The sequence below is a fragment of the Oceanirhabdus seepicola genome (assembly GCF_023684385.1).
In the GTDB taxonomy this organism is placed as follows: Bacteria; Bacillota; Clostridia; order Clostridiales; family Clostridiaceae; genus Oceanirhabdus; species Oceanirhabdus seepicola.
This window is the reverse complement of sequence record NZ_JAGSOJ010000001.1, coordinates 557,668-583,603: the sequence shown is the minus strand read 5'-3', so window position 1 is coordinate 583,603 and position 25,936 is coordinate 557,668. Positions and strand designations below refer to the sequence as shown.

Annotated in this window: 20 protein-coding genes and 1 pseudogene; 12 read left to right on the top strand and 9 right to left on the bottom strand. The window is 29.6% G+C overall.

The window, feature by feature from the left end; translation table 11 throughout:
- Positions 1-70: 70 nt before the first annotated feature.
- The gene (locus KDK92_RS02585) at positions 71-292 is read left to right on the top strand and encodes a hypothetical protein (protein WP_250857485.1); all 222 of its coding nucleotides are present in this window, start codon (positions 71-73) and stop codon (positions 290-292) included.
- Between the two features lie 237 nt (positions 293-529).
- Here the strand turns inward: KDK92_RS02585 and proS are convergent, their stop codons facing one another.
- The 4 genes from proS to KDK92_RS02565 form a co-directional block, all read right to left on the bottom strand.
- Entirely contained in the window at positions 530-1,966 is a 1,437-nt protein-coding gene (gene proS, locus KDK92_RS02580) for a proline--tRNA ligase (RefSeq protein ID WP_250857484.1), read from the bottom strand.
- A gap of 808 nt (positions 1,967-2,774) precedes the next feature.
- Entirely contained in the window at positions 2,775-3,878 is a 1,104-nt protein-coding gene (locus tag KDK92_RS02575) for a GerAB/ArcD/ProY family transporter (protein ID WP_250857483.1), read from the bottom strand.
- A 175-nt stretch (positions 3,879-4,053) separates the two neighbouring features.
- Complete coding sequence (locus tag KDK92_RS02570; RefSeq protein WP_250857482.1) at positions 4,054-4,674, bottom strand: helix-turn-helix domain-containing protein; 621 nt, start codon at positions 4,672-4,674, stop codon at positions 4,054-4,056.
- Between the two features lie 184 nt (positions 4,675-4,858).
- Positions 4,859-6,154 (bottom strand): MFS transporter, encoded by a 1,296-nt coding sequence (locus KDK92_RS02565; protein ID WP_250857480.1) that lies wholly within the window; start codon positions 6,152-6,154, stop codon positions 4,859-4,861.
- Between the two features lie 296 nt (positions 6,155-6,450).
- On the opposite strand from KDK92_RS02565, the gene KDK92_RS02560 reads away from it, so the two are divergent.
- A complete protein-coding gene (locus tag KDK92_RS02560; RefSeq protein WP_250857478.1) occupies positions 6,451-7,977 on the top strand; it encodes a GTP pyrophosphokinase in 1,527 nt (508 codons plus the stop codon).
- 52 nt (positions 7,978-8,029) lie between these two features.
- Here the strand turns inward: KDK92_RS02560 and KDK92_RS02555 are convergent, their stop codons facing one another.
- The gene (locus tag KDK92_RS02555) at positions 8,030-9,007 is read right to left on the bottom strand and encodes a DUF4003 family protein (protein ID WP_250857476.1); all 978 of its coding nucleotides are present in this window, start codon (positions 9,005-9,007) and stop codon (positions 8,030-8,032) included.
- 206 nt (positions 9,008-9,213) lie between these two features.
- On the opposite strand from KDK92_RS02555, the gene KDK92_RS02550 reads away from it, so the two are divergent.
- Both KDK92_RS02550 and KDK92_RS02545 read left to right on the top strand, forming a co-directional pair.
- Positions 9,214-9,618, top strand: a complete 405-nt coding sequence (locus tag KDK92_RS02550; RefSeq protein ID WP_250857475.1) for a hypothetical protein — start codon at positions 9,214-9,216, stop codon at positions 9,616-9,618.
- A 143-nt stretch (positions 9,619-9,761) separates the two neighbouring features.
- Complete coding sequence (locus KDK92_RS02545) at positions 9,762-10,655, top strand: CPBP family intramembrane glutamic endopeptidase (RefSeq protein WP_250857473.1); 894 nt, start codon at positions 9,762-9,764, stop codon at positions 10,653-10,655.
- Between the two features lie 60 nt (positions 10,656-10,715).
- Here KDK92_RS02545 and KDK92_RS24885 read toward each other — a convergent pair.
- Positions 10,716-10,898, bottom strand: a pseudogene (locus KDK92_RS24885) (glutaredoxin family protein); the annotation flags it as partial.
- Between the two features lie 183 nt (positions 10,899-11,081).
- On the opposite strand from KDK92_RS24885, the gene KDK92_RS02540 reads away from it, so the two are divergent.
- On the top strand, positions 11,082-11,672 hold the full coding sequence (locus KDK92_RS02540) for a nuclease-related domain-containing protein (RefSeq protein ID WP_250857471.1): 591 nt from the start codon (positions 11,082-11,084) through the stop codon (positions 11,670-11,672).
- A gap of 57 nt (positions 11,673-11,729) precedes the next feature.
- Here the strand turns inward: KDK92_RS02540 and KDK92_RS02535 are convergent, their stop codons facing one another.
- Complete coding sequence (locus KDK92_RS02535; protein ID WP_250857470.1) at positions 11,730-13,856, bottom strand: 5'-nucleotidase C-terminal domain-containing protein; 2,127 nt, start codon at positions 13,854-13,856, stop codon at positions 11,730-11,732.
- 193 nt (positions 13,857-14,049) lie between these two features.
- Here KDK92_RS02535 and KDK92_RS02530 point away from each other — a divergent pair, with 193 nt between their 5' ends.
- The 7 genes from KDK92_RS02530 to KDK92_RS02500 all read left to right on the top strand — a co-directional run bounded on the left by KDK92_RS02530 (position 14,050) and on the right by KDK92_RS02500 (position 21,006).
- Positions 14,050-14,625: a DNA-3-methyladenine glycosylase I gene (locus tag KDK92_RS02530; protein ID WP_338115239.1), complete on the top strand. Its 576-nt coding sequence runs from the start codon at positions 14,050-14,052 to the stop codon at positions 14,623-14,625.
- Positions 14,626-14,773: 148 nt separating this feature from the next.
- Entirely contained in the window at positions 14,774-15,190 is a 417-nt protein-coding gene (locus tag KDK92_RS02525) for a hypothetical protein (protein WP_250857468.1), read from the top strand.
- A gap of 318 nt (positions 15,191-15,508) precedes the next feature.
- Positions 15,509-16,816, top strand: a complete 1,308-nt coding sequence (locus KDK92_RS02520; RefSeq protein WP_250857466.1) for a hypothetical protein — start codon at positions 15,509-15,511, stop codon at positions 16,814-16,816.
- 191 nt (positions 16,817-17,007) lie between these two features.
- Positions 17,008-17,511 carry an RNA polymerase sigma factor gene (locus KDK92_RS02515; RefSeq protein ID WP_250857465.1) on the top strand — a complete coding sequence of 168 codons (504 nt, stop codon included), beginning with the start codon at positions 17,008-17,010 and terminating at the stop codon, positions 17,509-17,511.
- The gene (locus tag KDK92_RS02510; protein WP_250857464.1) at positions 17,501-18,829 is read left to right on the top strand and encodes a DUF4179 domain-containing protein; all 1,329 of its coding nucleotides are present in this window, start codon (positions 17,501-17,503) and stop codon (positions 18,827-18,829) included. Before KDK92_RS02515 ends, KDK92_RS02510 begins: the two co-directional genes overlap by 11 nt.
- Positions 18,830-19,133: 304 nt before the next feature.
- Entirely contained in the window at positions 19,134-19,625 is a 492-nt protein-coding gene (locus KDK92_RS02505; RefSeq protein WP_250857463.1) for a sigma-70 family RNA polymerase sigma factor, read from the top strand.
- Positions 19,615-21,006 (top strand): DUF4179 domain-containing protein, encoded by a 1,392-nt coding sequence (locus tag KDK92_RS02500; RefSeq protein WP_250857462.1) that lies wholly within the window; start codon positions 19,615-19,617, stop codon positions 21,004-21,006. The genes KDK92_RS02505 and KDK92_RS02500 overlap by 11 nt, the downstream gene beginning before the upstream one ends.
- Before the next feature lie 84 nt (positions 21,007-21,090).
- Here the strand turns inward: KDK92_RS02500 and KDK92_RS02495 are convergent, their stop codons facing one another.
- Positions 21,091-22,605 (bottom strand): SulP family inorganic anion transporter, encoded by a 1,515-nt coding sequence (locus KDK92_RS02495; RefSeq protein ID WP_250857461.1) that lies wholly within the window; start codon positions 22,603-22,605, stop codon positions 21,091-21,093.
- A gap of 92 nt (positions 22,606-22,697) precedes the next feature.
- Positions 22,698-25,931 (bottom strand): SNF2 helicase associated domain-containing protein, encoded by a 3,234-nt coding sequence (locus KDK92_RS02490; RefSeq protein WP_250857460.1) that lies wholly within the window; start codon positions 25,929-25,931, stop codon positions 22,698-22,700.
- Positions 25,932-25,936: the final 5 nt, after the last annotated feature.

Here is a 25,936-nt window from a genome sequence, read left to right as displayed (position 1 = left end):
TGGCATGAAGTGATATTAAGTATCCAGAGAAATGATGGTAGATAATTGAGTTTTTCGGAGGAGGAATAATATGAATAAAATCAAGTTACATACAATTTCCAATTTATTGTTCATAAGTGCAGTTATTATTTCAATTTTTTCTTTAGGAAAAACCGTTTATGAAAGAAGTAGATTACCAGAAGGTGTATGCCCTATCGACAATAACAGAAGTATAATGATTATTGGTATGATTATGCTTTTTCTGTATCTTGTGGTAAGTACAGTTGAGGGATACATTAGAAAAGAAAATTGAGAATTGAGAATGGTGAATGTTGGACATTTCTCTTCGAGAAATTTTAATTTTATTGTTCCTGGCACAATAAAGGGTTTACTCGTTTCATTTGATGAAACATTGAATTGATAATACAATATTTTATCTTAGATAAAATGAGTAAAAATGCATTATCCTAAAGAACAATAAGATGTAGTTTCTGCCCTAAAGCAGAAACATCCATCATTCTACATTTTCCATTCTCCATTATACATTTTTTTAGTACGCTTTTGCCCAAATAACCAACTTGTCAGCAGGTTTTCCGCAGCATACACATATATCTCCAATTGATTCTCCTTCAAAAGGAATACATCTAGAAGTAGCACCTGTTTCTTCTTTTATTTTATCTTCACAAGCACGGTCTCCGCACCACATTCCTTTAATGAAACCAGGAGTTTCTTCAAGAATAGATTTCAGTTGTTCAAGATTTTTAGCTTCATAAGTATGTGCGTTTCTATGGATTCTTGCTTTTTCTAAAAGTTCTTTCTGAATTATTTCTAAGGTTTGAAGAACCTTTTCATTTACCTCATCAAGAGAAATAAATATCTTTTCTCTTGTATCTCTACGAACTAAAACCGCCTGACCTTTCTCAATATCCTTAGGTCCTATTTCTAGTCTTAGTGGTATTCCTTTCATCTCACATTCGCTGAACTTCCATCCTGGACTCTTATCACTATCATCTAAATCAACGCGTACAATTTGAGATAATTGTCTTTTTAATTCATCAGCTTTCTCTAAAACACCTTCTTTATGTTGAGCAATAGGTATTATTCTGAGTTGGGTAGGGGCAATCTTTGGTGGTACAATAAGACCACTATCGTCTCCGTGAACCATTATAAGCGCTCCTATAAGTCTAGTTGTAACTCCCCAAGAAGTTTGATGTACATATGATAAATTGTTTTCTTTATCTGTATACTGTATATCGAAAGCTTTTGCAAAACCATCACCGAAATTATGAGTAGTACCAGATTGAAGTGCTTTTCCATCATGCATTAAGCTCTCAATAGTATATGTTCTAAGTGCACCGGCAAATTTTTCTTTATCAGTTTTTTGTCCTTTAATCATAGGAATTGCTAATATATTTTCACAGAAGTCTGAATATATATCAAGTATTTTAAGCGTTTCTTCTTGTGCTTCTTCAGCGGTTGCATGTGCTGTATGACCCTCTTGCCATAAAAACTCAAGTGTTCTTAAGAATGGACGAGTTGTCTTTTCCCAACGAACAACAGAACACCATTGATTATAAAGGCGTGGAAGATCTCTATAAGACTGTATATCATTTGCATAGTGTTCACAGAAGAGAGTCTCAGATGTTGGTCTCACACATAACCTTTCAGTTAATTTTTCTTGTCCTCCATGGGTTACCCATGCAACCTCAGGAGCAAACCCTTCTACGTGATCTTTTTCTTTTTCAAGTAAGCTCTCTGGTATAAACATAGGCATATAAACATTCTTATGGCCTGTTTCCTTTAGTTTTGAATCAAGTTGGCTTTGTAATAATTCCCATATTGCATATCCGTAGGGCTTGATTATCATACAACCCCTTACACTTGAGTAGTCAATTAAATCAGCTTTTTTTACCACATCTGTATACCACTTTGCGAAATCTACATCCATGGACGTGATCTCTTGAACTAGTTTTTTGTTTTTACTCATTTCCATTCTCCTTTCATTATTATATATTTTTACAATAAAAGGCACGCTCTGCGTGCTTCGCTAGGAAACCCTAGGTTTCCTTCGACGCAACTATCGTTGCTGAGCACCTTCCTTAAATCGGCAGGGGAATACTTCCCCTACAACCCCTTCATTTTTTTATTCTTTAGAAATCAAACTGGTATAATTTTATATAAACATCTAACCTATGATAATTTCTTTGGGGATTTTTCAATTACCTAAAGAATAAAAAAAAACTCCATCCCTAAAAGGGACCGAGAATAAATATTCGGCGTTACCACCCTAGTTGATATATTTAAATTACCTAAGTAATAGATTTAAATATATCCTCTTTCATCTCGTATCGAGAGCAAAACGCTGTGCTTCATCACACAGTACTTAGAGGTAGGTTCCACATATATTTTTTAAAGACTCTCACCTTAGGCAAGTTCAAATAAATAACAAGTCAGTTATACAGAAAGAAATTATCATTCATATCTTTATATAGAAAAAGTATTGAATCTTTACTTTTTCTATATAAAGAATAATAAGGTAAATTTCTTCCTGTATACTCGTCTATTTTGCAAACTACTTCATCCTCGGAACCCACTGAGAGAACAACTATCAGTGGAACCCGATTCTTCGTATTTTGCAAAATATACTTCCTATCTTTGACTTGTTATTTATTTTCACATGCCATATGTCTTCTCTCTGTGAAAAAATATTATATGTACTATTCTCATCAAAGTATTTAAAATATTTTATTATTGATATGATATATATAATTTATGATAATGTCAAGTGAAAAATTTTATGTGCCATTTGAATTACTTAACAAGCGCTTACTTTTTATTTCAGCAAAAATCCATATAATAACAGGTACAATCATCTGAAAAGGTAGAGCATAATAAAGTGTCCATTCTTCTAAAATCCAATAAAAATAATCCATTATACTATTATAAGAATAAGTAGAAAAACTAATCATAAGTAAAGCTACTGGTATTACTATAAATCGATAATCTCTGCAATTAAATAATTTAGAAATTCCTTTGCAAGTGGCTAATAAATAGATACTTCCTTTAACGAAGGCTCCAATAACGAATCCAGCAGATATTATTATTTCAACCCTTTGTAACAATTCTCCAATATCTACTCTTAGAGCACTTTCGTAAGAAGGATAATATACTCTTGAAGCTGTATCTATACCTAAAATTAAAATATTCATTAAAGATAGTAAAAGTATAAATATACCTCCTATTAATAAACTTTTAAAATAAATCTTAAAAGGGGATTTCTTACTTTCAAAATTAGAAAAAGCAGCTAAGAATACTACTATTTGTGTAAAAGGAAAACAATATGTTCCAAAAGCGCCATTTAAAACTGGTTTCATACCATTATTTAATACAGGAAGAATATTATTTATTTTCATTTGAGGAGTTAAAAATAATGCTGTGGAAATTATAAAAGTGATAAATATAATTGCAAATAAAGATGACCATCTCCCTAAAACTTCTATTCCTTCCTTAGCTACCCATGCACATAACATAATAATACATGTTAATGGTACTATTCTAGGAGTATTAAATAGAGAAACTGTGGTGATAAATATATTTAAATTCAATATAACTGATACCCCAGTATGAAAAATAAACCAGATATATAAAGCAGTAATTAATTTACCAATAAATCTACCAAAACAAAGTTCGCAAATATCAAATAATGTTTTCCCCGGAAAGATATAATGTAGACGGGCACACATCATAGCTAAAGGGAAGGCTGTTAATAAGGATAAAATGATGGCTATCCACATATCCTGCTTAGCTTTTATTCCAGATGCATATATTATAGAGGTTCCTATTATAAATAAAATCATAAGGGAAATGCCTTGTTTATCAGAAATAACTTCTTTCTTCATTATTAATTTCTCCAATTCTTATGGTTATTCAGTAATCAATTACTTGTAAAGTAATTTAATTAATATATGTAGTTTAACCTTATAATTAAATTTAATAAGTAATTCTATTTATATAAGCAGGGGAAAGAATAAAAAGGATAAACTCAAGTTTATATAAAAACTTGAGTTTATCCTTTTAGTCATTTGAATAAAGTGTGAAGAATAAATTTTTTTTATAAGGTTTAGTAGTATCATTATTATCGTATTTATCGATTAAAGCTTTTAAATCTTGTGTGAAGGATTTATATTCTTCTGCTGTGAAATATAACACGGAGTTCTGCAAAGTAGCAGATTTGTAAGGATCATCTTTCTTATCTAATTTTGCCTTCTCTTCAGGAGATAAATCCTCTCGATTAGCTTCTATAAGAAGTTTCTTATAAAAATTTAAGAAATCATTTTTACTAGATTCATAATAACTAGAGATCATATTTAAACTCTGGTTTATTGCAAAATCAGCTGATAACTCAGAATCACTTGACGCTGAAGGGGAGATAATTAATTCTTCAAAATTAATAGCATAATATTTAGCAGTAATACCTTTTATATTTTTAGTATGATGAATAACTACAGCATCAATTTTTTCGAATTTCTTTATATGATAATACACCTTCCCATGGGCTTCACCCATTTTCTCAGCAATTTCCTTAACTGTCATAGGAGAACCATGGTTCTTCATTATATTTATTATCTCAACTCTATATGGATCTGTCATAATTTTTATTTCTTCTCTAGATCTTAAAATCAATTTTTCTATCATAATATAATCACCCACGTATTATAGTATCATTACTTTCTGAGAATTACTATAGACATCGCAGCTAATTAATTACTTTATACGTGTCCAAAATTCATTCAAATATTGAGATTTTGGATGCGTATAAAGGAAATTTCGCTGTATGATATCTATATATACATCTTTTATTTGTTAATGTATCTAATTTTTAAGAGGCTGGTACTTCATTTACAGAAACTTCACTTTGTTTAGCTTCACTTTTAACAAATTTTGAGTATACCATAGTTGGTACAAAACTGAATAGAACAAGACATATACCAGTAACCAGAATTAAAGTTTGTAGAGAGGTTGTTAGTATAAGTGCACCAAATACTAGAGAGCCCAATGGAAGTGCAGATTGTGTAAACATACCTAAGAATGAACCTATTCTAGCTAACATTTCTTTTGGAATGATTGTCATTGATATAGTTGATAATGCAGCATTAGCAAAAGGTATAGCAAGTCCAATAAGTGCAATTGATGAGAATGCACTTAACTTTGGCGAAATAATTGTAGTGAATCCTGGTAAAGCAAATATTGTGTAGAATGCTCCAGTAAAGAATAATCCAATGAACATCATCTTGGTGTATCCTATTTTCTTTCCAAATGTTCCTGCTAAGATTCCTCCTAAAATATTTCCTAGAGTTAATGAAAGACCAAGATAGCTTAAACCTTCAGGACCCATTTTAAGTAGTTCATCTACATATGCGGGCATAAATATGCTTACTGGAGTAAGTAAAAAATTGAATAGAGCCAAGCTCAATACAAGGGTCAAAATGATTTTTTTATTAAATATATATTTAAAACCTTCACCATAGGATTTAAAGTAGTTTTTAAATGTAAATGATTTTTTCTCTTCAACTGGGAATTTAACTGTTAAGATTATCAGTGCTGATATGAAGAATGTTATAGCATCCACTCCCATAACAAAAGGAATTCCCAATGTACCAATAAGAACACCGGCTATACCCATTCCAATTAACTCAATAAATTTTACAATAGACTGAAGTGATGAATTAACCATTAGGTAATATTTTTCATCGATCAATCTAGGAATAGTAGAAAACTTACAAGGTGATACAAATGATTCAATTACAGAGTTTATAAATGTAAACATTAGAATCTGCCATACTTCTAAGCTGTTTCTCATAAAAAGAATTGCGGTAATAGTTACTACAGAACCTCTTAGTATATCACCTAAAACTACAATCTTCTTCTTTGAGAAAAAATCAACTGCTGCTCCAGCAAAGGAACTAATTAGCAAACTAGGTAATACGTTGAATAAGAAAACTAAGGCTAGTAATGCTTTTGATCCTGTTAATGCATAAACCATGTATGAGTATGCTATTGCATCAAGAGAATCCCCAAATCTTGAAATCAAGTTAGCAGTAAATAGTTTCGAATAAGCTTTATAGTTTTTTATGATATTGATTAGTGAAATTGAATTTTCATTATTTTTTTTCATGAATATCCCCCCATTTAATAATTATTAAATAACGTCAAAAATATTTTGATGTTAATGTAAGTATATTTTATTATTTGAAATACGTCAAGAAAAATTTGACGACAAATTTATTTTGATGTATTAAGAAATTTATATTTATTGTTGGTTTAGCTCAAAATGTTAATATAGGATTAAAATTTGATTAATCTTAAATCTATAGGATTGCTTTAATGATTATGGTAAACTTATAATTGAAATCAGACTTAGGCACATTAAAAAAATATTGAATACATTGAGTAGAAACGAGGAGGAAGAATATGGAGTTGAAGGTTTTTAATTTCATTGATGAAGTTAATAATTTGCTTGAAGATAAAAGAAGTATATTAGAGGAGATTTCAATTGAATTATCTGCTTACTTTCAAGAAATATTGATTTTAAATAATGAGGGATACATGAATGTAAATTCCAGAGTTAAAGGAAACGAATCCCTTAAGGAAAAAATATTGAGAAATAATTATTATAAAAAATATAATTCTCCACAGAGGGTAATAGAAAATTTATCTGATCTTATGGGTGTACGAATTGAATGTAGATTCATTGAGGATGAGAAGAGAGTATATAAAATATTAAAAAAGCACTTTAGTAAGAGGGATATGGATGGGTATTCATATAATGAGTTAAATAATAGAATACGTTTAGATTTAGAGGGTAAACAACCACAAGAACAGAAAAATGGATTTAAGATTTTTAGAATAGATGGAGTTTATATAGAAAATGGCAACAAATGTAATTTTGAGTTACAGATTAAGTCTCTTGTAAATACCTTCTGGGGAGAGATTGAACATAAAGTAATTTATAAAAACAATAATTATGTTATGTGGGATGGCTTTTTAAAAGATATAATGGCTTCTATAAAAAAGAATCTTACAATGATAGATAATCAATTACAGATTGTATATAATCAGTTTAATGAAACGAATTCAGGAGAGCCAGAGGTAAGGAAAGTTCAGATGGAGCTATTATTATCTAAAATGATCTACGAGATATATTCAAATAAAATGAAAACAAGTATAGGAATTGTGGTAGATTTTAGAAAATCTTGTGACACTATTATGAAGTACATTTTTAGAAGTAATAACGCTGATAATCTCAGTGAATATAACCATATACTATTAAAAACATTTACAAGGTTAAATGAGATAGGAAGAAATAAAGTTCAATTTAATAGTGAACTTGAATTTGAAAGAGAAGTTTGTTTTGAAGGAGAATTTTGTGAGATTATAGGGAATAAAATGCTTCAAATGCTAAATGAGGAATTTGAGTGGAATTTATTTTTCAGGGTATTATTTGAAATCGAACTTGGAAATAATGCCGAAGATTTTGAAACATTTATAGCTTTCATTAAAGAGAGGTTTGAGGAAAATAACTTTGATGATCTTTATATTAATCTTGATGTGAAACATGGAGATGCTATTAAAAAAGATATTATGTATGTTATCGCAAAATTATTTGTAGAAGTGGATTCTATTAATTTTATATATGATAATGTTATTGAAAAAATCAATAAAGCAACTAGGAAGCTTTCAAGGCGAATTGGAATAGGAATAAAAAATATTGATCAATGGGAGAGTGTTAAGGGTGTATTCCTTAAACTATTTGAATATAAGCTTTTAGCATTGTTTGATAAGAACGTTAAGGTCAGTGAAGTAAAAGATCTTATTAATATAGGCGAAAAGGGAAATGACGAGGTGCATATTTCATCTGCTGTAATTGATTATATATATAAACTTGATGATATGGATGAAATAAAAGCAGAAACTGCAATTAAGTTTTTTAAAATATAATAACGCCGAGATTGGGCTTTTCTCAACGCCTGAGGGTGAGGTTATTGTAACCTTACCCTATTTTAGTTGATAAATTATTTATTGAAGTAATTAATAACTCTGCTAGAAAAACAAAAACTGAATTTTTATTTACTGAAACAGTAGACTTATTATCTGAATTATCTATAATATTGTAAGTATAATAGCATATTATAAAACTTATAGATAGAAAGAGAAGATATTCATCATTTAATGAGTCAAATAATGAAATATTCTTAATATAAGAAAAAACATCCGATACATCATTTGCTATTTCGATATTATCTTTATTAAAAAGAGTTAAAAGAGCAATGTAAGGATAAGCTATGCTTCTCAATTGAAATGAATTGCTTAATAATATGTAAAGTTGAAAGCAGTTGTGAATTAGTTCCGTATTTGAAAGAGTAGATGAGGATAAGATATAAGTCATAATCTGAAGGTTTTCATCTTCTTCAAAAGGCATCTCTCTAAGGTGATTATATAAAAATTCACTTTTATCTAATTTAGCATCAATATCATTACCGTCAATTGATAATAGAATTGCAAATGAGGAATCTTCGTACAAGGAGAATAAATTAGAGCGATTATTCATTTTCAAGTACATATTGTAAGCTCTTTCACATATAGATTTCAAATTCTCGGACTTTAAGAAATTAGCCATATAGCAAGAACAAATAGGTAGAGAACTCCAATTTTTAAAGCCAGATTCAATTAAGAAATCAGAAGTTTTTAGTGTTTTTGTAAACTGAGCCTTTGAATCAAGTGAATTCATACAACAAGAAGAGACAATTGACATATTAATATCAGTTCTGAATACTGATGTTAAATTAGTTGAAGCTTTAATATGTTTCTTTAATTCTAAAAATTCAGTCTTATCGAACTCATCATCATTGAAGGTGTAATGAAAAGCAAGAAGATGCATAATATAAGGGTTTGTCCATTTGATTTCCTTGCGGATTTTATTGAAAGAATTTAAAAGCTCTTTCAATTTTTTTTCAAGAATATAATCCATAATACCCTCCCCGTGTTGAATCTTAAAACTTTCATAATATTATCATAAGAAGAGTGTAAAGTAAAGAATTAATTAAATATTATGAGTTTAAGAACTAGGCTTTTTTAATATGATATTAAGACAGTTTAGTGAAAAAAAAGATGTATTCAAGTTGTTTTTTAGAATTAAAGTTTTTTTGTGGTATAATTCTCAGGGGAGGGATGACAATGGATAATATATTGAAGTATTTAAATAATTTATCTGAAATCAATACTATTATACTTACATTACTAATTGTATTTACCTTTATTTCTTTTAATATTTTGGCAAAGGTGATTATAGAAAATATGCATGTAAGTTACAACTCAACAGAAGTAAGTAAAAAGATTAATCGTATTTATTTTAATTATATATATACAAGTATTAGTGTCATTATAGTCATTTTTAATTTGATTTTATTATGCTGTAATTTTGATAGTTTTTTTATTGGTGGAATTATCACACTAGCAGAAACAGTATTTTATATAACAATTATATATTTAGTATTTAGAAATATGATTGGAAAAGAAGAGTTTCAAATAAAGAACCGGATATTTGGTGTCATTGAAATTTTCTTTGAATTAATCTTTTAGAAAGTCAGTATGTAACCTATGAGTTACAGATTGACTTTTTATTATATAAATTTTTCCTTTAGCAGTTTAAAGTGTTTACAAAAAAAGATAGATATGGTATGATTTTAAGACATTTATATTAATTTAAATTAATGGAGGGGATTATGAAATTATTAAAAGGTTTAAAAAAACCAGTGTTATATTTTGTGATATATCTTGTAATGCAGATTGTGGTAGGTGCCTTTGTTGGTATTTGTCTGGTAGCTTACGTAGGTGCAACAGGGGATATAAGTAACATAAGTGTAAATGCAGAAGAAATAATACAAAAAAATGTATTTGCAATAACATTATTTGCTGCACTTTTGACTTTAATTATTTATCATTTTATGTTAAAGAGTAAAGAGAATTCTCTTGCTAAATACTGTGGGGTAAGAAAAGTTAGTATTAAAAATGCAACATTAATAATTATAATGGGGACTTGTTTAGCTTTTTTGAGTTCTTTAGTTGTAGGGCTTCTTCAAGACTTTTTTACTGATTATGCAACAATAAATGAAAGTATAAGTAGTGTAACAGATGCTGTTAAAAATACTGGAGGGGAATTAACTCACACTAGGAGTAGTGTAGAGGTAATTATGGCATGGATAGGAATGTTCTCTATGATTATTGGAATTCCAGTATTCGAAGAAGTATTATTTAGAGGATTAATTTTTAATTCTCTTAAGAGTCATCTTAAAATTGGATGGTGTGTTGTTGTTTCAGCAATTATCTTTGGAATAGCTCATATGAATGTATTACAAGGAATATATGCTTGTTTCCTAGGAGTGGTACTAGCTATTGCATATGAGAAAACAAAAAGCATTTGGGCACCTATTATAATGCACGTGACTTATAATTTTCTAGGGGGATATGCTATAACAATTATTGCAGAAAAGGTTGGTTTAGAATTATTTTATATTATAATTGGAGTAGCAGCGATAATATTACCAATAACGCTTATTATTTTCTTGAAAAATAACAAAGTAGAAAAATCAATGCAGATGGATGTACACTATAAATAATATATTTTGATTTTTTCAATAAATTTAGGTGATAGCATCTGCTATCACCTCTTTTATGTTCTATAAGCCTAAAATCTTATCAATTCTTCCTTGATCAAATCCAACAATTACTTCGTCACCAATTTTTATAGTTGGAACAGACATTGAACCAAGAGCCCTTAATTCTTTTCTTGCATCGGTATCTGCTTGAATATCTTTTTCAACAAAGGAGACTCCCTTGCTTGCTAAATAATCTTTAGCTGGTTGACAATGAGGTCAAGTTTTTGTTGAAAATATGATTACTTCTTTCATAGTAACATCTCCTTATTTTTTTAAATTAAAATCTTAATTATAGTATTATACCATCATACCAGTATAATACTGGTATGATATAATAACTTTATCTAGATTTACCATAGGAATATAAGAAAGAGAGGAGGTTTTACTATGAAATATATTTGGATACCGATTTTACTAATATTTATATATGTTTATTTAAATTATAAAAGGTGGCTTAAAACATATCATATAAATAAAGCTGGAAAGATAGGAGAAAGAACCTCTTATAAGGTATTAAAAAAAATATGTAAGAAAAAAGGTTATAAGATATTTAAAAACATAAGAATTCCACTTTATGATGGAAGTACTGAAATTGATTTATTAATTGTAACTTCTTATGGAATTTTAGTTATTGAGAATAAGAATCTCAGTGGAAATGTTTTTGGAAAGATACATGATAAGAATTGGTATCAAATTAAGAGAAGCGGAGAGAAGAAAAATTTTTATAATCCAATAATGCAGAATGAAGGGCATATAAAATGCTTAAAGTATAACTTATTGAAGATGGGTATTAATAATGTTTCAGTTTTAAGTTTTGTAGTTTTTAGTAATAATGAATGCCAAGTAAATGTCATTGATAATAGGATAATGAAGTTGCCTGAGATGGCTAGATGGTTAAATAATAAAAAAATGAATAATTCACATAAAATAAATATTAAAAAAATTAGTGATATCATTAGAGAGATGAAAATTAATTAAAACTATTAAAAGTTAAAGCCTAAGCAAGGTTAATTTGCTTAGGCTTTATTGAGTTTTTTAATTTGAAGGTATTATTATTTTCTGTCCTTCAATTATTAAATTAACATTATTGATATTATTAAATTTAGCTATCTTCTCGTAATGGGTACCATACATTTCAGCAATGTTACCTAATGTATCGCCAGCTTTAATAATATAAGTGTTGTATTTATCATCATGAACCTTGCCTGGAATGATAACTTTATCTCCAGGGAATATTAGGTTAGCATTATCAAATGAGTTTGCTTCTATTACAGATTCAAGGCTTACAGTAAATAATTCAGCGACGCTACCAAGTGTATCACCGTATTTTACAACATAAGTCATATCTACTGTAACTAAGCCAGCAGCTTGAAGATCTTTAACTGTAAGTGAAGCAACGTTTGTTGTTCTACCATCCTTAGATTGAGGAATATTTATAGAGTTAGCTTTAACAGCTTCAATAGCGGTTTCTCTTAAGTGCTTATCCCAATTGTATCCTATAAGTTCCCAGTTGTTATCAGTCTTTGGAGTGATGGTTCCTTTTTCTTCTATATAATTTTTGATGTAGCTTCTAAGTGTATTAGGATCTGAATTGAAATAAGGATCATTAGTTATCATGCCTTTTCCTTTTAGTCCACTGTATCTATAGTCGTTAATAGCAAGTTTTATTATTTGATCATCAGTTATAGGCTTACCATTAAGAGTTAAGTCAATAATTCTATTGCCAGCAGGCTTAGATACATCCACTTTATAGTCAACTCCAGCAAACATATCATAGTTATATCCTCTTATATTTTCGTTAAAGCTTATTGTTAAATCGCCAGGCTTGAATGTATTGTAGTAACTTGCAGACCACTCCATATATTTTTTGAGTTCAGCTCCAGTTACATCAACACCTACAAGTTTGTTAGCATATTTATAAATATCAAATACATTAGCAAAATTTAAATCACCTTTTCTAAGATTTGAAGTAGGCTTAAATAATGCAGCAGCAGCTACCTCAGCACCAGTGACTTCAAGTTGTACATCGTTAATTAAGTCTATAAGAGCAGTATCTCTAATTTGAGCTTCAGGAATGCCAGGAACTTCTGAAGCAGGATGGAAATCAGCAGTAGCTGTTCCAATTGTGTTTTCTAAGAATTTCAAAGTTGTTTCGTGATATTTTTTACCGTATTCAACAACTTCAGAATCTGGATCGTAATTTGCTAATTCTATGTGAGAAATCTCGTTACCAGTAACAGTCCAAACACCATCAATTTTCTCAATAGTTAAATCTATTCTTGCAACTTCATTGGCTTGTCCGTATTTAGCTACTGGTGCAGCTGTTGGAACGCCATTAATTACAGTGTTAACTTGTGAATGGTCATGTCCTAAGAACAGTGCGGATATTTCAGGTGCTTCTTCAGGAATAAATTTAGCAGCATCACTATTGTCTGTTTCATGTCTAGTTTCTAATCCAGCATGAGCAAGACATATGATTACATCAACCTTTTCTTCTTCTTTAAGAATTTTTGTGTATTTTTTAGCTTCTTTAGCCATGTGCTCAAATCTAAGATCTTCTACTTTAGGGCCATCCCATCTTGGAATGCTTGGAACTGTTAATCCAAGAATACCTATTTTGACTCCAGCTACTTCTTTTATAACATAAGGTTTAACAAAGTTAGAACCATCTTCTTTGTAATAAGTATTAGCTGAAAGAATCGGGAAACTTGCTTCTTTTTCAAACTTCTTAATAAGAGCAGTTCCAAAATTGAATTCATGATTTCCCAATGTCATAGCATCGTATCCTATGAAACTCATAAGATCTATCATAGGTTGTTTTTCATCAGCATTACTATTATATAAATCATCTGTCATAATACTTCCTTGGATTGTATCCCCAACATCTAATAAAAGTGTGTTTGGGTTTTCTGCTTTGATTGTTTTGTAGATTGTTGATACTCTTTCAAGTCCGACATTTCCATAATCCTTATCATTTTCATAAGACCAGCTGTTTGTTGCACCATGAAGGTCACTTGTTCCTAATAGAGTTAGGATAACCTTGGCATCTTCTGTAGTTGAAGTGCTTGTCTCATCTGCAAATATAGGTGTGCATATTGAGAATAGCATAAATAACATTGTTAAGACACTAAGATATCTTTTAGTTATGCGCGAATTCCACATTAATATTTCCTCCCTTTTTTTGTTTTTATAATTATATTCTACTATATATGAAAAAAATTAACAATAAAGCCTTCTGAAAAGTTTTTGATAATATGTAAGTGTAACCTACAATAGTATATAATTTTAATAGGAGTAAATTAGAAGAATGGTATAATATAAAAATATAGGTAAGTTACTAAATGAATTGGAGGAAATACTTTTGAAAAGATGCGAATGGGTAGGGAAAGAAGAAATATATATAAAATATCATGACGAGGAATGGGGAAAACCGGTACATGATGATAGGGTTCACTTTGAGTTCTTAGTGTTAGAATCAGCACAATCAGGACTAAGCTGGATAACAATATTAAAGAAGAGAGAGAATTACAGAAAGGCTTATGATGAATTTAATGTTAAGAAGGTTAGTAATTACACAGAGGAGAAGATAAATGAAATGTTAATGAATGAAGGGATTGTACGAAATAGAAAGAAAATCGAGGCCTCAATTAATAATGCAAAAAGATTTATAGAAATACAACAGGAGTTCGGGAGTTTTGATAAATATATATGGAGATTTGTTGGTGGAACTCCCTTAATAAATCAGTGGAAAGAAATTTCAGAATTACCTTCTAAAACAGAATTATCTGATGATATATCAAAAGATCTAAAGAAGTGGGGATTTAAATTTTTAGGATCAATAACGATATATTCTTATATGCAAGCAGTTGGATTAGTAAATGATCATATTATAGGATGTTGTTACAGGAATAGTATAATAGATGAAAAATAGCAAAGAATATAGATAAAGAACCTAAGAAAAAATACTCTAAAAAATGGTTTTTTTTACAATAATATATAGTAAGTTATGGATATATGTGATATAATTAAAATGAGGGAAGATTTTTAATTTTCTGAATATTTTAACGAGGAGGATTCATATGAAACATGTATTCAAAGCAAAAAAAGACAAAATTATTGAAATAATGGTGATTAATTGTTTATTGGTGATTCCTGGCTTGTACTTAAAGCAACCTCTTCTTTTTCTAATACCTCTTGGGTTACTCTGTTTGGAGTACATAAGCTCAAGGAATTATATAAAATTAATCATGAAGGCAGAAATAGATATGGATGGAGATCAAATTGACTGTAATTTAGTTTATGACAAAATAAACATGAAATGGAAAGATATAAAGCATGTTAAATTAGAGAGAGAATCAAGAGAATTATTGCTTATACTTCAAAGTGAAAATGAAACAAAAGCAATCCCAATTGATATTTTTGATAAAAACCAAGTGTGGGATGAATTAGGAAAACATATTCCTAATAATATTGTTGAACAAGCAGCAATTGTATAAAAAGAAATCAAGAATGAAGAATGAATGTAGATTCTGACTGGTGTCAGAACCTACATTTTTTTGTACAATAGAATTTCAATCGTTTTATTAAGAATTAAACATTTTACTTGAATCCAATAATGTACAAATAAGTCTTTTCTAAATTACACACAATAAAGGATACATTATCAATAAATAAAATATATGTCCAATTACTAGAAATAATAAGAATTAATATATAATTTAACCTTTTTGTAAATTAATTTTCCAAATTATAAGTTAAAATAACAAATATAGAGATTATTGAAATAGACACATTTAAAAGGTAGGAGTTTAAATATGAGAGGAAAAAAGGTTCTAAGCATAATATTTAGTACATTAGTGATAATGTCTTTGGTCAGTGGATGTAATGATAGTAGTGTTGTTACAATAGATGAGCCAATTAAGATAAACAAAATTCAAGAAGAGTTTCAAAGTTTAAAGAAAGACAATGAGAATGCTTATAAGGAAAAAGAGGAATTAAATCTAAGTTTGGAAGAATTAAAAGCTGAGAATAGGAAATTGAGAAAGACTCTTGAGCAAAGAACTGCGCAATTGGACAAGCTTAAAGAAGATAAAACCTTGAGTGATAAAGAAATTCAAGATTTAAAAAAGTATAAAGACTATGATGAATTATTTAAAATATTATCGCAGACAGTTAACAAAAGTAAAAATGATATTAATGTCATTCCAATATATGGTTATGATATTAATGTAGATAATACCGAGTTGATTTCTTGGATGCCTTTAATTTCTTCAAATGGTATAGATAAAAATATTGAGATACTGGCAAAGTATATGGAGAATCATTATTTTAATGAAGGTCATATAATTGTTGAAGAAATTAAAGAAGTTGATGGAAAGTATGTAGCTATAATAAACTTAAAAGAGCGTGAGAGTAATATTAAGGCAAATACAAATGTGTGGATGAGTAGATATTTTGCAGGAAGTGCAGGAGGAAGAGCTACAGAAAGTAAATTAAAATATACTTTTCTACAACCAGATTACTGTGGAGAATGGATTGACGGAGTAAAGTTTCTGTATGAAGGAAAACCACTTGTATTGGATCATGTACATGCTCCAGATATTATTTATAGAGAAGAGGTAATGAAAAACAGAGATTATACAGTAGCAGACTTTATAGGTGAACCAAGAAAGATTTATAGCTATAGTGGTGGATTTGAAAATGGTGGATTTTCAAGAGAGATAGTTGAGATTAATAACAATATATACTATGAAAAATTCAGTAATACTGGAGTAGGAGAGATGTCCAAGAAATACTCTTTTAATAATGGTACATTAAAATGGATATATGCTAGTGAAGGTACGGATAATTGGGAAGAGCCTAATAATCGTGAAGAAATAATTCTACAAGAACCTATTCAAATAGGGACAAGCTGGACTAATGATTCATTTGAAAAATCTATATCTATGATTACTCGGGTTGGAGAAAAATTATTTACTAAAGCAGGAGAATTTAAAGAGGTGGTTGAAGTTACAACTTTTTTCAGTGATGGAGAATACAAAGTAGAATATTACGCTAAAGGTATAGGGCTGATTAAGAGTGAATTTATATGTTTTGTAGATGAACTTATTGAAATTAAATAGTGTTTAAGAAAAATAGTAAGAACTTAAGAAGTTCTTACTATTTTTGTTATAATAAAATAAATTATAAAAGAATTATAACTAATGAAACTTTTTTACTAAATAGATTGTCTATTTAGTGTAATTTAATTTATCGCATGTGATAAGTATAAAAAGACTGGTCAAGAAAGGGGATTATTATGAGCTCTGAGAAAATGGAAAAGAAACTGAGTGGAGATGAGCTTTACGAAGAAATTAAAAAACATAAATCAGTGCTCTATGGTGTAGCATTCAAATTCTTCAGAAATGAAGATGATTCACTTGAAGCACTTCAAGAGACTGCTTTTAGAGCATATAAGAATAGAAAGAATATTAAAGACTTAGAAAGTATAAGAGCATGGCTCATTAAGATTACAACTAATTATTGTATTAATGAAATTAAAAAGAGAAGAAGAATGATTTCTGTTGACAAGGTAAGAGAAGATGAAGAGATAAATATTGGATTGTCTCAAGAGGAAAAGATGTATATAAGAGAATGTATTATGAATCTTAAAGAGCCATATAGAGAGGTTATCATGTTGAGATTTTTTGAGGATTTGAAGATAAAGGATATTGGAATTAAGATGGACAAACCCCAAAATACTGTTAGGACATGGCTTTATAGAGGTATTAAGATGTTAGGAAATAAAATGGAGGAGGATAATAGTAATGTTGGGTAATAAAGATGAAAAGATAAATGCAAATGGTATAGTAGCTCCTGATAGAGCTGATGAATTTATTAATACAGGAATAAAAAAAGGAAGAAGAAGAGGTCGAATAATACTATCCCAGAAGTTAGTGGCTGTTGCATTGGTTATTTTTCTAGGTGGAGGATTTTTCTCAGAAACGCTGGCTCAGCAATTGGATTTTATTCCTATACTTAGAGACATTTATTCCTCTTTTTATAAGAAAAGAAATATTGATAAGAGCCTAGTAGAGAGTGCCAATAGTGATAAAATAATTGAGAAGAAATTTAATGATATTACAATGACTATAAAGAATTTTGCTTATGACGATAAAGAGGCTATACTATTTTATGAAGTGAAAAGCAGAAAAGGATATTATGATATTGGAGGATTTGGTAATAGCAATGAGGATGGGCATTATTTTAGCTCAGGAAATTGGCTAGGACATCAAAATCAATTATCAAAGAATAAAGATGGGGAGTTTGTAGTCAATGGAATTTTTACTATAGAATTATTTGATTCTATAGTATATAGTGGAGAAAAATTAATTTTTGCATTTGATCTATGGAGTAAAACTGAATTGGATAATATGTGTGATAATGACATATCGAATAATAGAGAATATGAGGATAAAAGTAGTGTCGCAGAGTATGATGTATCTTTTGAATTTGATAGGAATATGTATAAAAAAGAAGAGCCTAAGAGAATTAATATAGGTAAATATCTCAAAGGGGGAGGGGTTGAATTTTATATAAGAAAGATTGAGATTAATCCTTTTTCAACAATATTATCATACATGAATTATAATATTGTAGATGGATATTACTTAAGCGATATAAATTTATCGGATGGAGTTAAGGATTATCGTGGTTTGGGTAGCTCAATTTCCGGAGATAAGGACAGTGACAATGAGTATAGATATGAAAGTATGTTTTTTGACGATGAGAAGAACCTATATATTACTTCATATACCATTACTCAACAGAAAATATTGGATGAAAAGCTTAAAATTGATTTAGAGAATAAAACAGTTAATGAGACATTTAAGGATTGTATAGATATAATTGACGTGAGTTACGATGGAGAAGTGGGTGTTTGGAATGTGGATTTAAGATGGAAAGATGATGTTCAAATGAGGATGCAGAGGATGTGGTTTAATAGAGATCCTAAATATAAGAGTATACATGATAAAGAAGATTATAAAAAAATGAGATATTTTATTTATGCAGATAAAGATACAAAGGAATATGAATTTACTATTGAGGAACTTAAAGAAATAGGAACATTTGAATGTAACTTAAAAATAAAATAATTTTAAAGACTGAGGTTAGTGGATAGTAATAAAATTAATCTCAGTTTTTTTATGTGTGTTTTATTTTGGGATAATGTAATTTAAAATAAAAATAGAAAAAATTATAAAAAGTTAAAACTTTTTTTGCCTCTGAATTGTTATAAGAGTGAAAATATTAATATTTATATAAATGCTGCAGTTTAGAGATTTCAAGTTAAAACTAAATTTATACACACTCAAAACTTATTGAAACACTGCGATTTTGAGATATGTATAAATAAAGTTTAACTATGGATTCTCTATAGAAAGAAGGGAGTGATACAGTGTGGGTAAGAATTCTTTCATAGAAGAAATTGAACAGAATAAAGAAGTGCTTTATAGAATAGCTTATAGTTATTTTGGAAATGAACATGATGCACTAGAAGCTGTTCAAGAAACCGCATATAGAGGATATAAGAATAAAAAGAAGTTTAAAAAGATAGAGAATAAAAAAGCTTGGCTAATTAAAGTTCTTATTAATTACTGTAAGAATGAAATAAAGAAAAGAAAAAAGGTTGTTATGCTCAGTGAAATCAGAGATGACATGGCTTGTGATGAAGGATTATCAAAAGCAGACAAACTATATATACAAGAGTGTGTACAAAATCTTGAAAGTCCTTATAAAGAAGTGATAATTCTGAGATATTATCAGGATATGAAGATAAAAGATATTGGAGAGGTTTTAGATAGTCCAGAGAGTACAGTGAAAACATGGCTTTATAAAGGTATTAAGCTATTAGGAAATGTATTTAAGGAGGGAATTGAACATGCAAGATAATTATGATAACAATTTAAAAAGTTCTCTAGATGATATAAAAGTTCCAGATAATATTTCAACATATATTTCAAAAGGAGTAAATAAAAGAAGATATCAAAATGGGGCAGGCATGATATGTAAATGCTTGGTTGCGTTAATGATAGTAACTGTCACTCTAGGAAATCTATCTCCAACAATAGCTAAAGAAATTGAAAAAGTACCAGGTGTAGGGATTGCCTTTAAGTATCTTCATTGGAATAAATCAATGGCTGTATTAGAGGAATTAGGACTCATTAAAAATGTTAATGTAAAATGTGAGAACGATGGTGTGGAATTTATAGTTAATAGCTTTGTGAGCGATGATAAGGGTATTGTCATTTATTATGAGACAAGGAGTAAAGAGGATTATTATGTAATGTCTAAATATAATCTTTCGGAGGGTAATAATTATATTACAGGGGTAAATGGAGTTGACACAGGAGTTAAAAAAAGTTTGAGAAATGGTGTGCATTATATAAAAGGATGCATCAGGGAGAATGATTTTACTGTGTCTGACGTTGCTATTGATTCTGTGAAAAATCTTAATTTATCAGCCGAACTCATTCCATGGGAGAAAATAGATGAAGAGATAACATCAAATAAGCCAACAAGCCTCAAAGAGTTGAGTCATGAAGAATTTCTGAGGGTGATAGAAGAAGAAAGGAAAGTTAGATATTCATGGAATGTGGAGTTTCCAATAGAACCTATACCATTTGAAACTAGTACAATAGAGTTCAATAAAAAAATATATGAAGATGATAAGTTTAAAATAATTCTTCTAGAGTTGGGAATATCACCATTGAATAATGAATTCAGGCTTCATTTTGATAACTTAATGGATAAATCTGAGTGTGATTATGATGAGTCGATATCAATTGAATTTGGATTAAGTGATGGTAAGAGCAGATTTAGCACATGGCTAATGAGCACAAGTAACATTGCTAATGAGAAGGAAGAATCAGAAGTAAATTATACAGTTACAACTGAGAGCAATTACTTTAGTGAATCCAAAGAATTATATATAGAAAGTATTAATATAACATATTATGAAAAACTAGAGCAACCACTTATAATAAATCTATCTGAAAGAACAGTATGTGATGCATATAAAAACAATATTACATTTGTTGATTTTGAAGAATTAGAAAATGGAGGATGTATTGTAACTTTATCTATAGAAGAAGGCGTAAGATATACCGAAGATGGGGAAAGAGAATTATTAATTTATAGCGAACCTGATGAAGATAACAGAAATAATACTAAATTATACTTTAATAATGTTAAAGATGTAGAAAAAATTAGATTGAAGGTTTTAAGAGAGGTTAAAATATATAATAAAGATATTCATGTGAAAATTAAATAGTGTTTGATAAAAATATCTAGGAAAATTATATAAGAAAAGCCCTTCGGAAAATCCGAGGGGCTATAAACAGTTTTTTATTAATGTTTATGCTAATGAATCGGTAGCAACGTGATAATTTGGATCCTCTAATATATTAACATTGACAATCTCTTCAGCATTACGTAATAATTCTCTACACTCAGGACTTAAATGTCGCAAGTGAATATCTTTACCATTACTTAAGTATTTAGAAGTAAGTGAATTTATAGCTTCTATTGCTGAGTGATCGTGAACGTGAGAATTCAAAAAGTCTATAATTACCTTATCAGGATCGTCATTAACATTAAATAAATCTAAGAAATTTTTAGCTGAACCAAAGAATAGTGGGCCATCTAAAATATAGACTTTAACACCATCTTCTTCAATTGTTGTGGTAGAAGTAATCTTTTTACCCTTATTCCAAGCAAATACCAAAGCGGAAAGGATAATACCTATGGCAACAGATACTGCTAAATTAGTAAATACGGTTACTACTGAAACTACTAAAATAACAAGCGCATCAGATTTTGGAATTTTATTTAGCATAAATAATGAAGACCATTCAAATGTGCCTATAACTACTATAAACATTATACCAACTAATGCTGAAATAGGAATCATAGATATTAATTCAGAACCAAACAATATAAATGCAAGAAGGGATAAAGCGGCTGTTATACCAGATGCTCTACGCTTACCACCTGACTGAATATTTAGCATGCTTTGGCCTATCATAGCACATCCGCCCATGCCACCAAACAAACCACATACTACATTTGCAAACCCTTGGCCGATACATTCTTTGTTTCCATGTCCTCTTGTTCCTGTTGTGTCATCAATTAAGCTCATTGTCATTAATGACTCAATAAGACCTATTATTGCCATAACTACGGAATACGGAAGAATAGTCATTATTAGATCTAAACCAAATGGAACATTTGGGATATGAAACTTTGGTAGTCCACCAGAAATAGATGCTAAATCACCAACAGTTTTAGTATTTATATTCATAAATTTAACTAATAGAGTAACTGCGATGATTGCTACCAATGTAGATGGCACAGCTTTTGTGATCTTTGGGAAAAATTTAATAATTACCATGGTTAATAGTATAAGCCCAATCATAATATAAAGTTCAGAACCTGTAATCCATTCATGGCCTACTTTAAATTGCTCAAATTGAGATATGAATATTACCATTGCCAATCCATTAACAAATCCAATCATAACAGTGTGTGGCACAAGTCTTATGAATTTTCCAAGCTTCAAAACTCCAGCTAAAATTTGGAGTATACCCATTAAAATCGCGGCTGCAAATAAATACTCAATACCATTGGATATAACTAATTCAACAACTACTACTGCAATGGCACCAGTAGCACCAGATATCATTCCAGGTCTTCCACCAAAAATTGAAGTTATAATACCAATAATAAATGCGGTATAAAGACCTATTAATGGTTCAACTCCAGCTACAAATGAAAAAGCAATAGCTTCCGGAACTAATGCAAGTGCAACAGTTAACCCGGATAGTATGTTGTCTTTAAGAGAGGAATCCATTTTTTGATTTAATTCATACATTAATTTAATCTCCTTTTATAAATCTAAAAAATACACAATCTTAAATATAATAACATATATTAAGACTGTGTACAATTGTAGAAATATAACGATTATTCTCTAAATAAGTCTCTAATATCACTTTCGCTCATTGATTTAAGGATATTATTGTCAGAAGCATTTTCAACGATATTATCAAATAACTCCTGTTTCTTTTCTTGGAGTTTTGCAATTTTCTCCTCTATAGTTCCTTTGGTAATAAGCTTTATTACCTCAACGGTTTTAACCTGACCAATTCTGTGAGCTCTGTCTGTAGCTTGAGATTCTACAGCAGGATTCCACCAAGGATCAAAATGGATAACAGTATCTGCACCTACTAGATTCAATCCAGTACCACCTGCTTTTAAGGATATAAGGAACACATCATTCTCACCTTCATTGAATCTATTAACAAGCTTTAACCTATCTTCGCTAGGGGTTGAGCCATCAAGATAAAAAGATGATATTCCTAGTTCAGTGAATTTTTCTCTTATATTTTTCAATATAGATGTAAATTGAGAGAATATTAGAATTCTGTGATTCTCCTGAAGGCTGCTCTGAACAATATCACAGAGCGCTGTTATTTTCGCACTTTCACCTTTATAATCTTCAATAAAAATTGATGGATCACAACATATCTGTCTTAACCTAGTTAGTATAGCTAAAAGCTTAAACTTGCTCTGATTAACTCCAACATCTTTAATTGAAGTATCAAGTTCGTTTTTATAATCTTCAACAAAAGAAGAGTAGATTTTTTTCTGCTCATCTGTGAGTTCAACTACGAATTCCTGTGTTATTTTAGGTGGAAGTTCATCAAGTACATCTAATTTATGTCTTCTCAGTATAAATGGCTTGATAACAGTATTTAGTCTCTTAAGGATGTAATCATCATTTTCTTTTGAAATAGGTGTTTCATATAGATTCTTAAAGTTCGTGTATGAGTTCAAATACCCAGGCATTATGAAATCAAATATGGACCATAATTCACTGAGGTTATTCTCAATAGGGGTACCAGTTAATGCAAATTTCACACTACTATTTATCTTTTTCACTGCTTGAGCGCTCATCGAAGCGTGATTTTTAATAAACTGAGCCTCATCTATAAAGAAGGATGAGAAAGTTTTTTCTTCTAATTCCTCTATATCAGATCTTATCAATGGATATGATGTTATAACAACATCGTAATCATCCAGGGAATTAATTTGAGATACACGTTTTTTCTTGTTTCCTGAGATAACTAAGGTGCGTAAGTTATTTGCAAAACGGTTAAATTCGCTCTCCCAGTTGTAGCTGAGTGATGTTGGAGCAACAACTAAGGCAGGTGCTTTTACACCATTCTCTTTCTCATGAAGAATAAATGATATTGCCTGAAGTGTTTTACCAAGACCCATTTCATCGGCTAAAATTCCACCAAGACCGCATGAGGATAGTGTGTTAAACCATGAGAATCCTGTCTTCTGATAATCTCTAAGAGTATTAGAAAGGGCGTCTGGCACTGCAAATTCTTCATTGTTTATGTTATTGATTTTTAACATTAGCTCTCTATAATTATTATCAAATTCCATATCTACAAGTTCATTATCCTCTAGAATGTTCTTCATTGAAATTGCCTTGTATTTTGGAAGTATGAAGCGTTCCTTTTTAAAATCACTTTCGTTGATTCCTAAATATTGAAGACTATTAAAGAAAGCTTGAGTATCTTCATTACCAAGATTCAGGAAACCTCCGTCTTTTAATCTGAAATATTTTTTCTTAAAGTTTATAGATGAAATTAAGTGCTTAAAATCAGTAGGATCTACTCCCTCAATATTAAATGAGAACTCTAAAAGATCCTCATCATTTATACGTACTTGAGAATGAATCTTTGTATTCCCGTACACCTTCATATTCCTGAAACTATCAGAATAGAAAATTTCGCAATCCTTTTGAAGGTTATCAAAACTATTTTTAAGTAATGATAAGATATCATCTTCATTGTCCATAAATAGTCGTTCATTTTTCATAAGTGAAAAGCCTATAGTTTTAAGAGAATCAATGATACTCTTCTCCTTGTTCATATTTCTGAATATCATACCTATATTTTTCTGTTTACTGAATGGATTAAAGTTTTCTTCACCATAAGAAAACTTTATTCTACAACTAACAGAATGACCTTCCTTATCTAAGTACAGGGAGGTTGATAGTTGAGAGGTATTAATCTCTTCCTTTATATCTTTATGAACCTTAACATCTGTACATAGCTCACTTATTGCTGGGAATATTACTGAGCTGATACGATGGTAATCTTTTTCCCGAACTGTAATTTCATTCTTTTCTTTGAAACTGCTATAAAAATGTTTGAATATTCTCTTCTGATTGTCAGGTGGACAATAAATATTACCATCATAAAGATAATAACTATGATCCGAAATTAGCGGGATAGGTATTTCTTCATCGTTCTTGATAACAAAGAGGTTATTACTTCTATATAACTTGAAACTCAAAGGCAATTTTTCTTTAAAGATAGTCATATTAGCAATAGTCACATTAAAGAAATCACCAGTAAATGTTTTGTTGTGTAAAAGATCAAGTAAGTGTTTAAAGCTTCTCTCAGTAAGAATGACACTTTTTCCGCGGATTATTCTATGGTTATATGGCACATTAAGATACTGGGAGTTTATTTCATCAAGCTCTATAAAGAAATCTATAATTTCTCTATCTTCAGTATTAAATTCTTGAGTACTTGGATCATAGTTAAAGAGTTTCCCAAACTCTAAAGAAAGCTTATTTTTAACATTGAATAAGAATTGTGATAAATCTTTTATCACATATAGCTTTTTAAGTCCAACTTTAAGATCCGCTGTAAAAAGTGTTTCGTGGTTTGTTTTGACAATTTTCAAATTCACTTGAAGAGAAAGTTTATCTTTATAGGTTATTCCTTGTAGTTCTTTTTCAACCATATCAAGAAATTTTGAAGACTTATCAACTGGGTTCCCAAAAAGTGTGAAATTCCCTTTATTATTGTTGATGTACTTTAAAAGTACCGCAACCATGTGTTTACACATATCACCTGTTGAGTGATGGTATTCACAATCACAGTATAAATGAAGAAATCTTTTTTTTTCATTAAAGGAGATTACAACATCATATAAAGAACCGTAAGACCCCCAAACGGCTGCATCTATATTAACTATACTCATATCATAATTATTCTTTATTAAATCTGATGAAATAAAGGATACATTATTTTTGGAATAATACTCTGATCCTCGATTGAATGTTATACTACGGCAGTTATTTATAATATCTTTTTCAGTAAGCTGAATCAATAAAT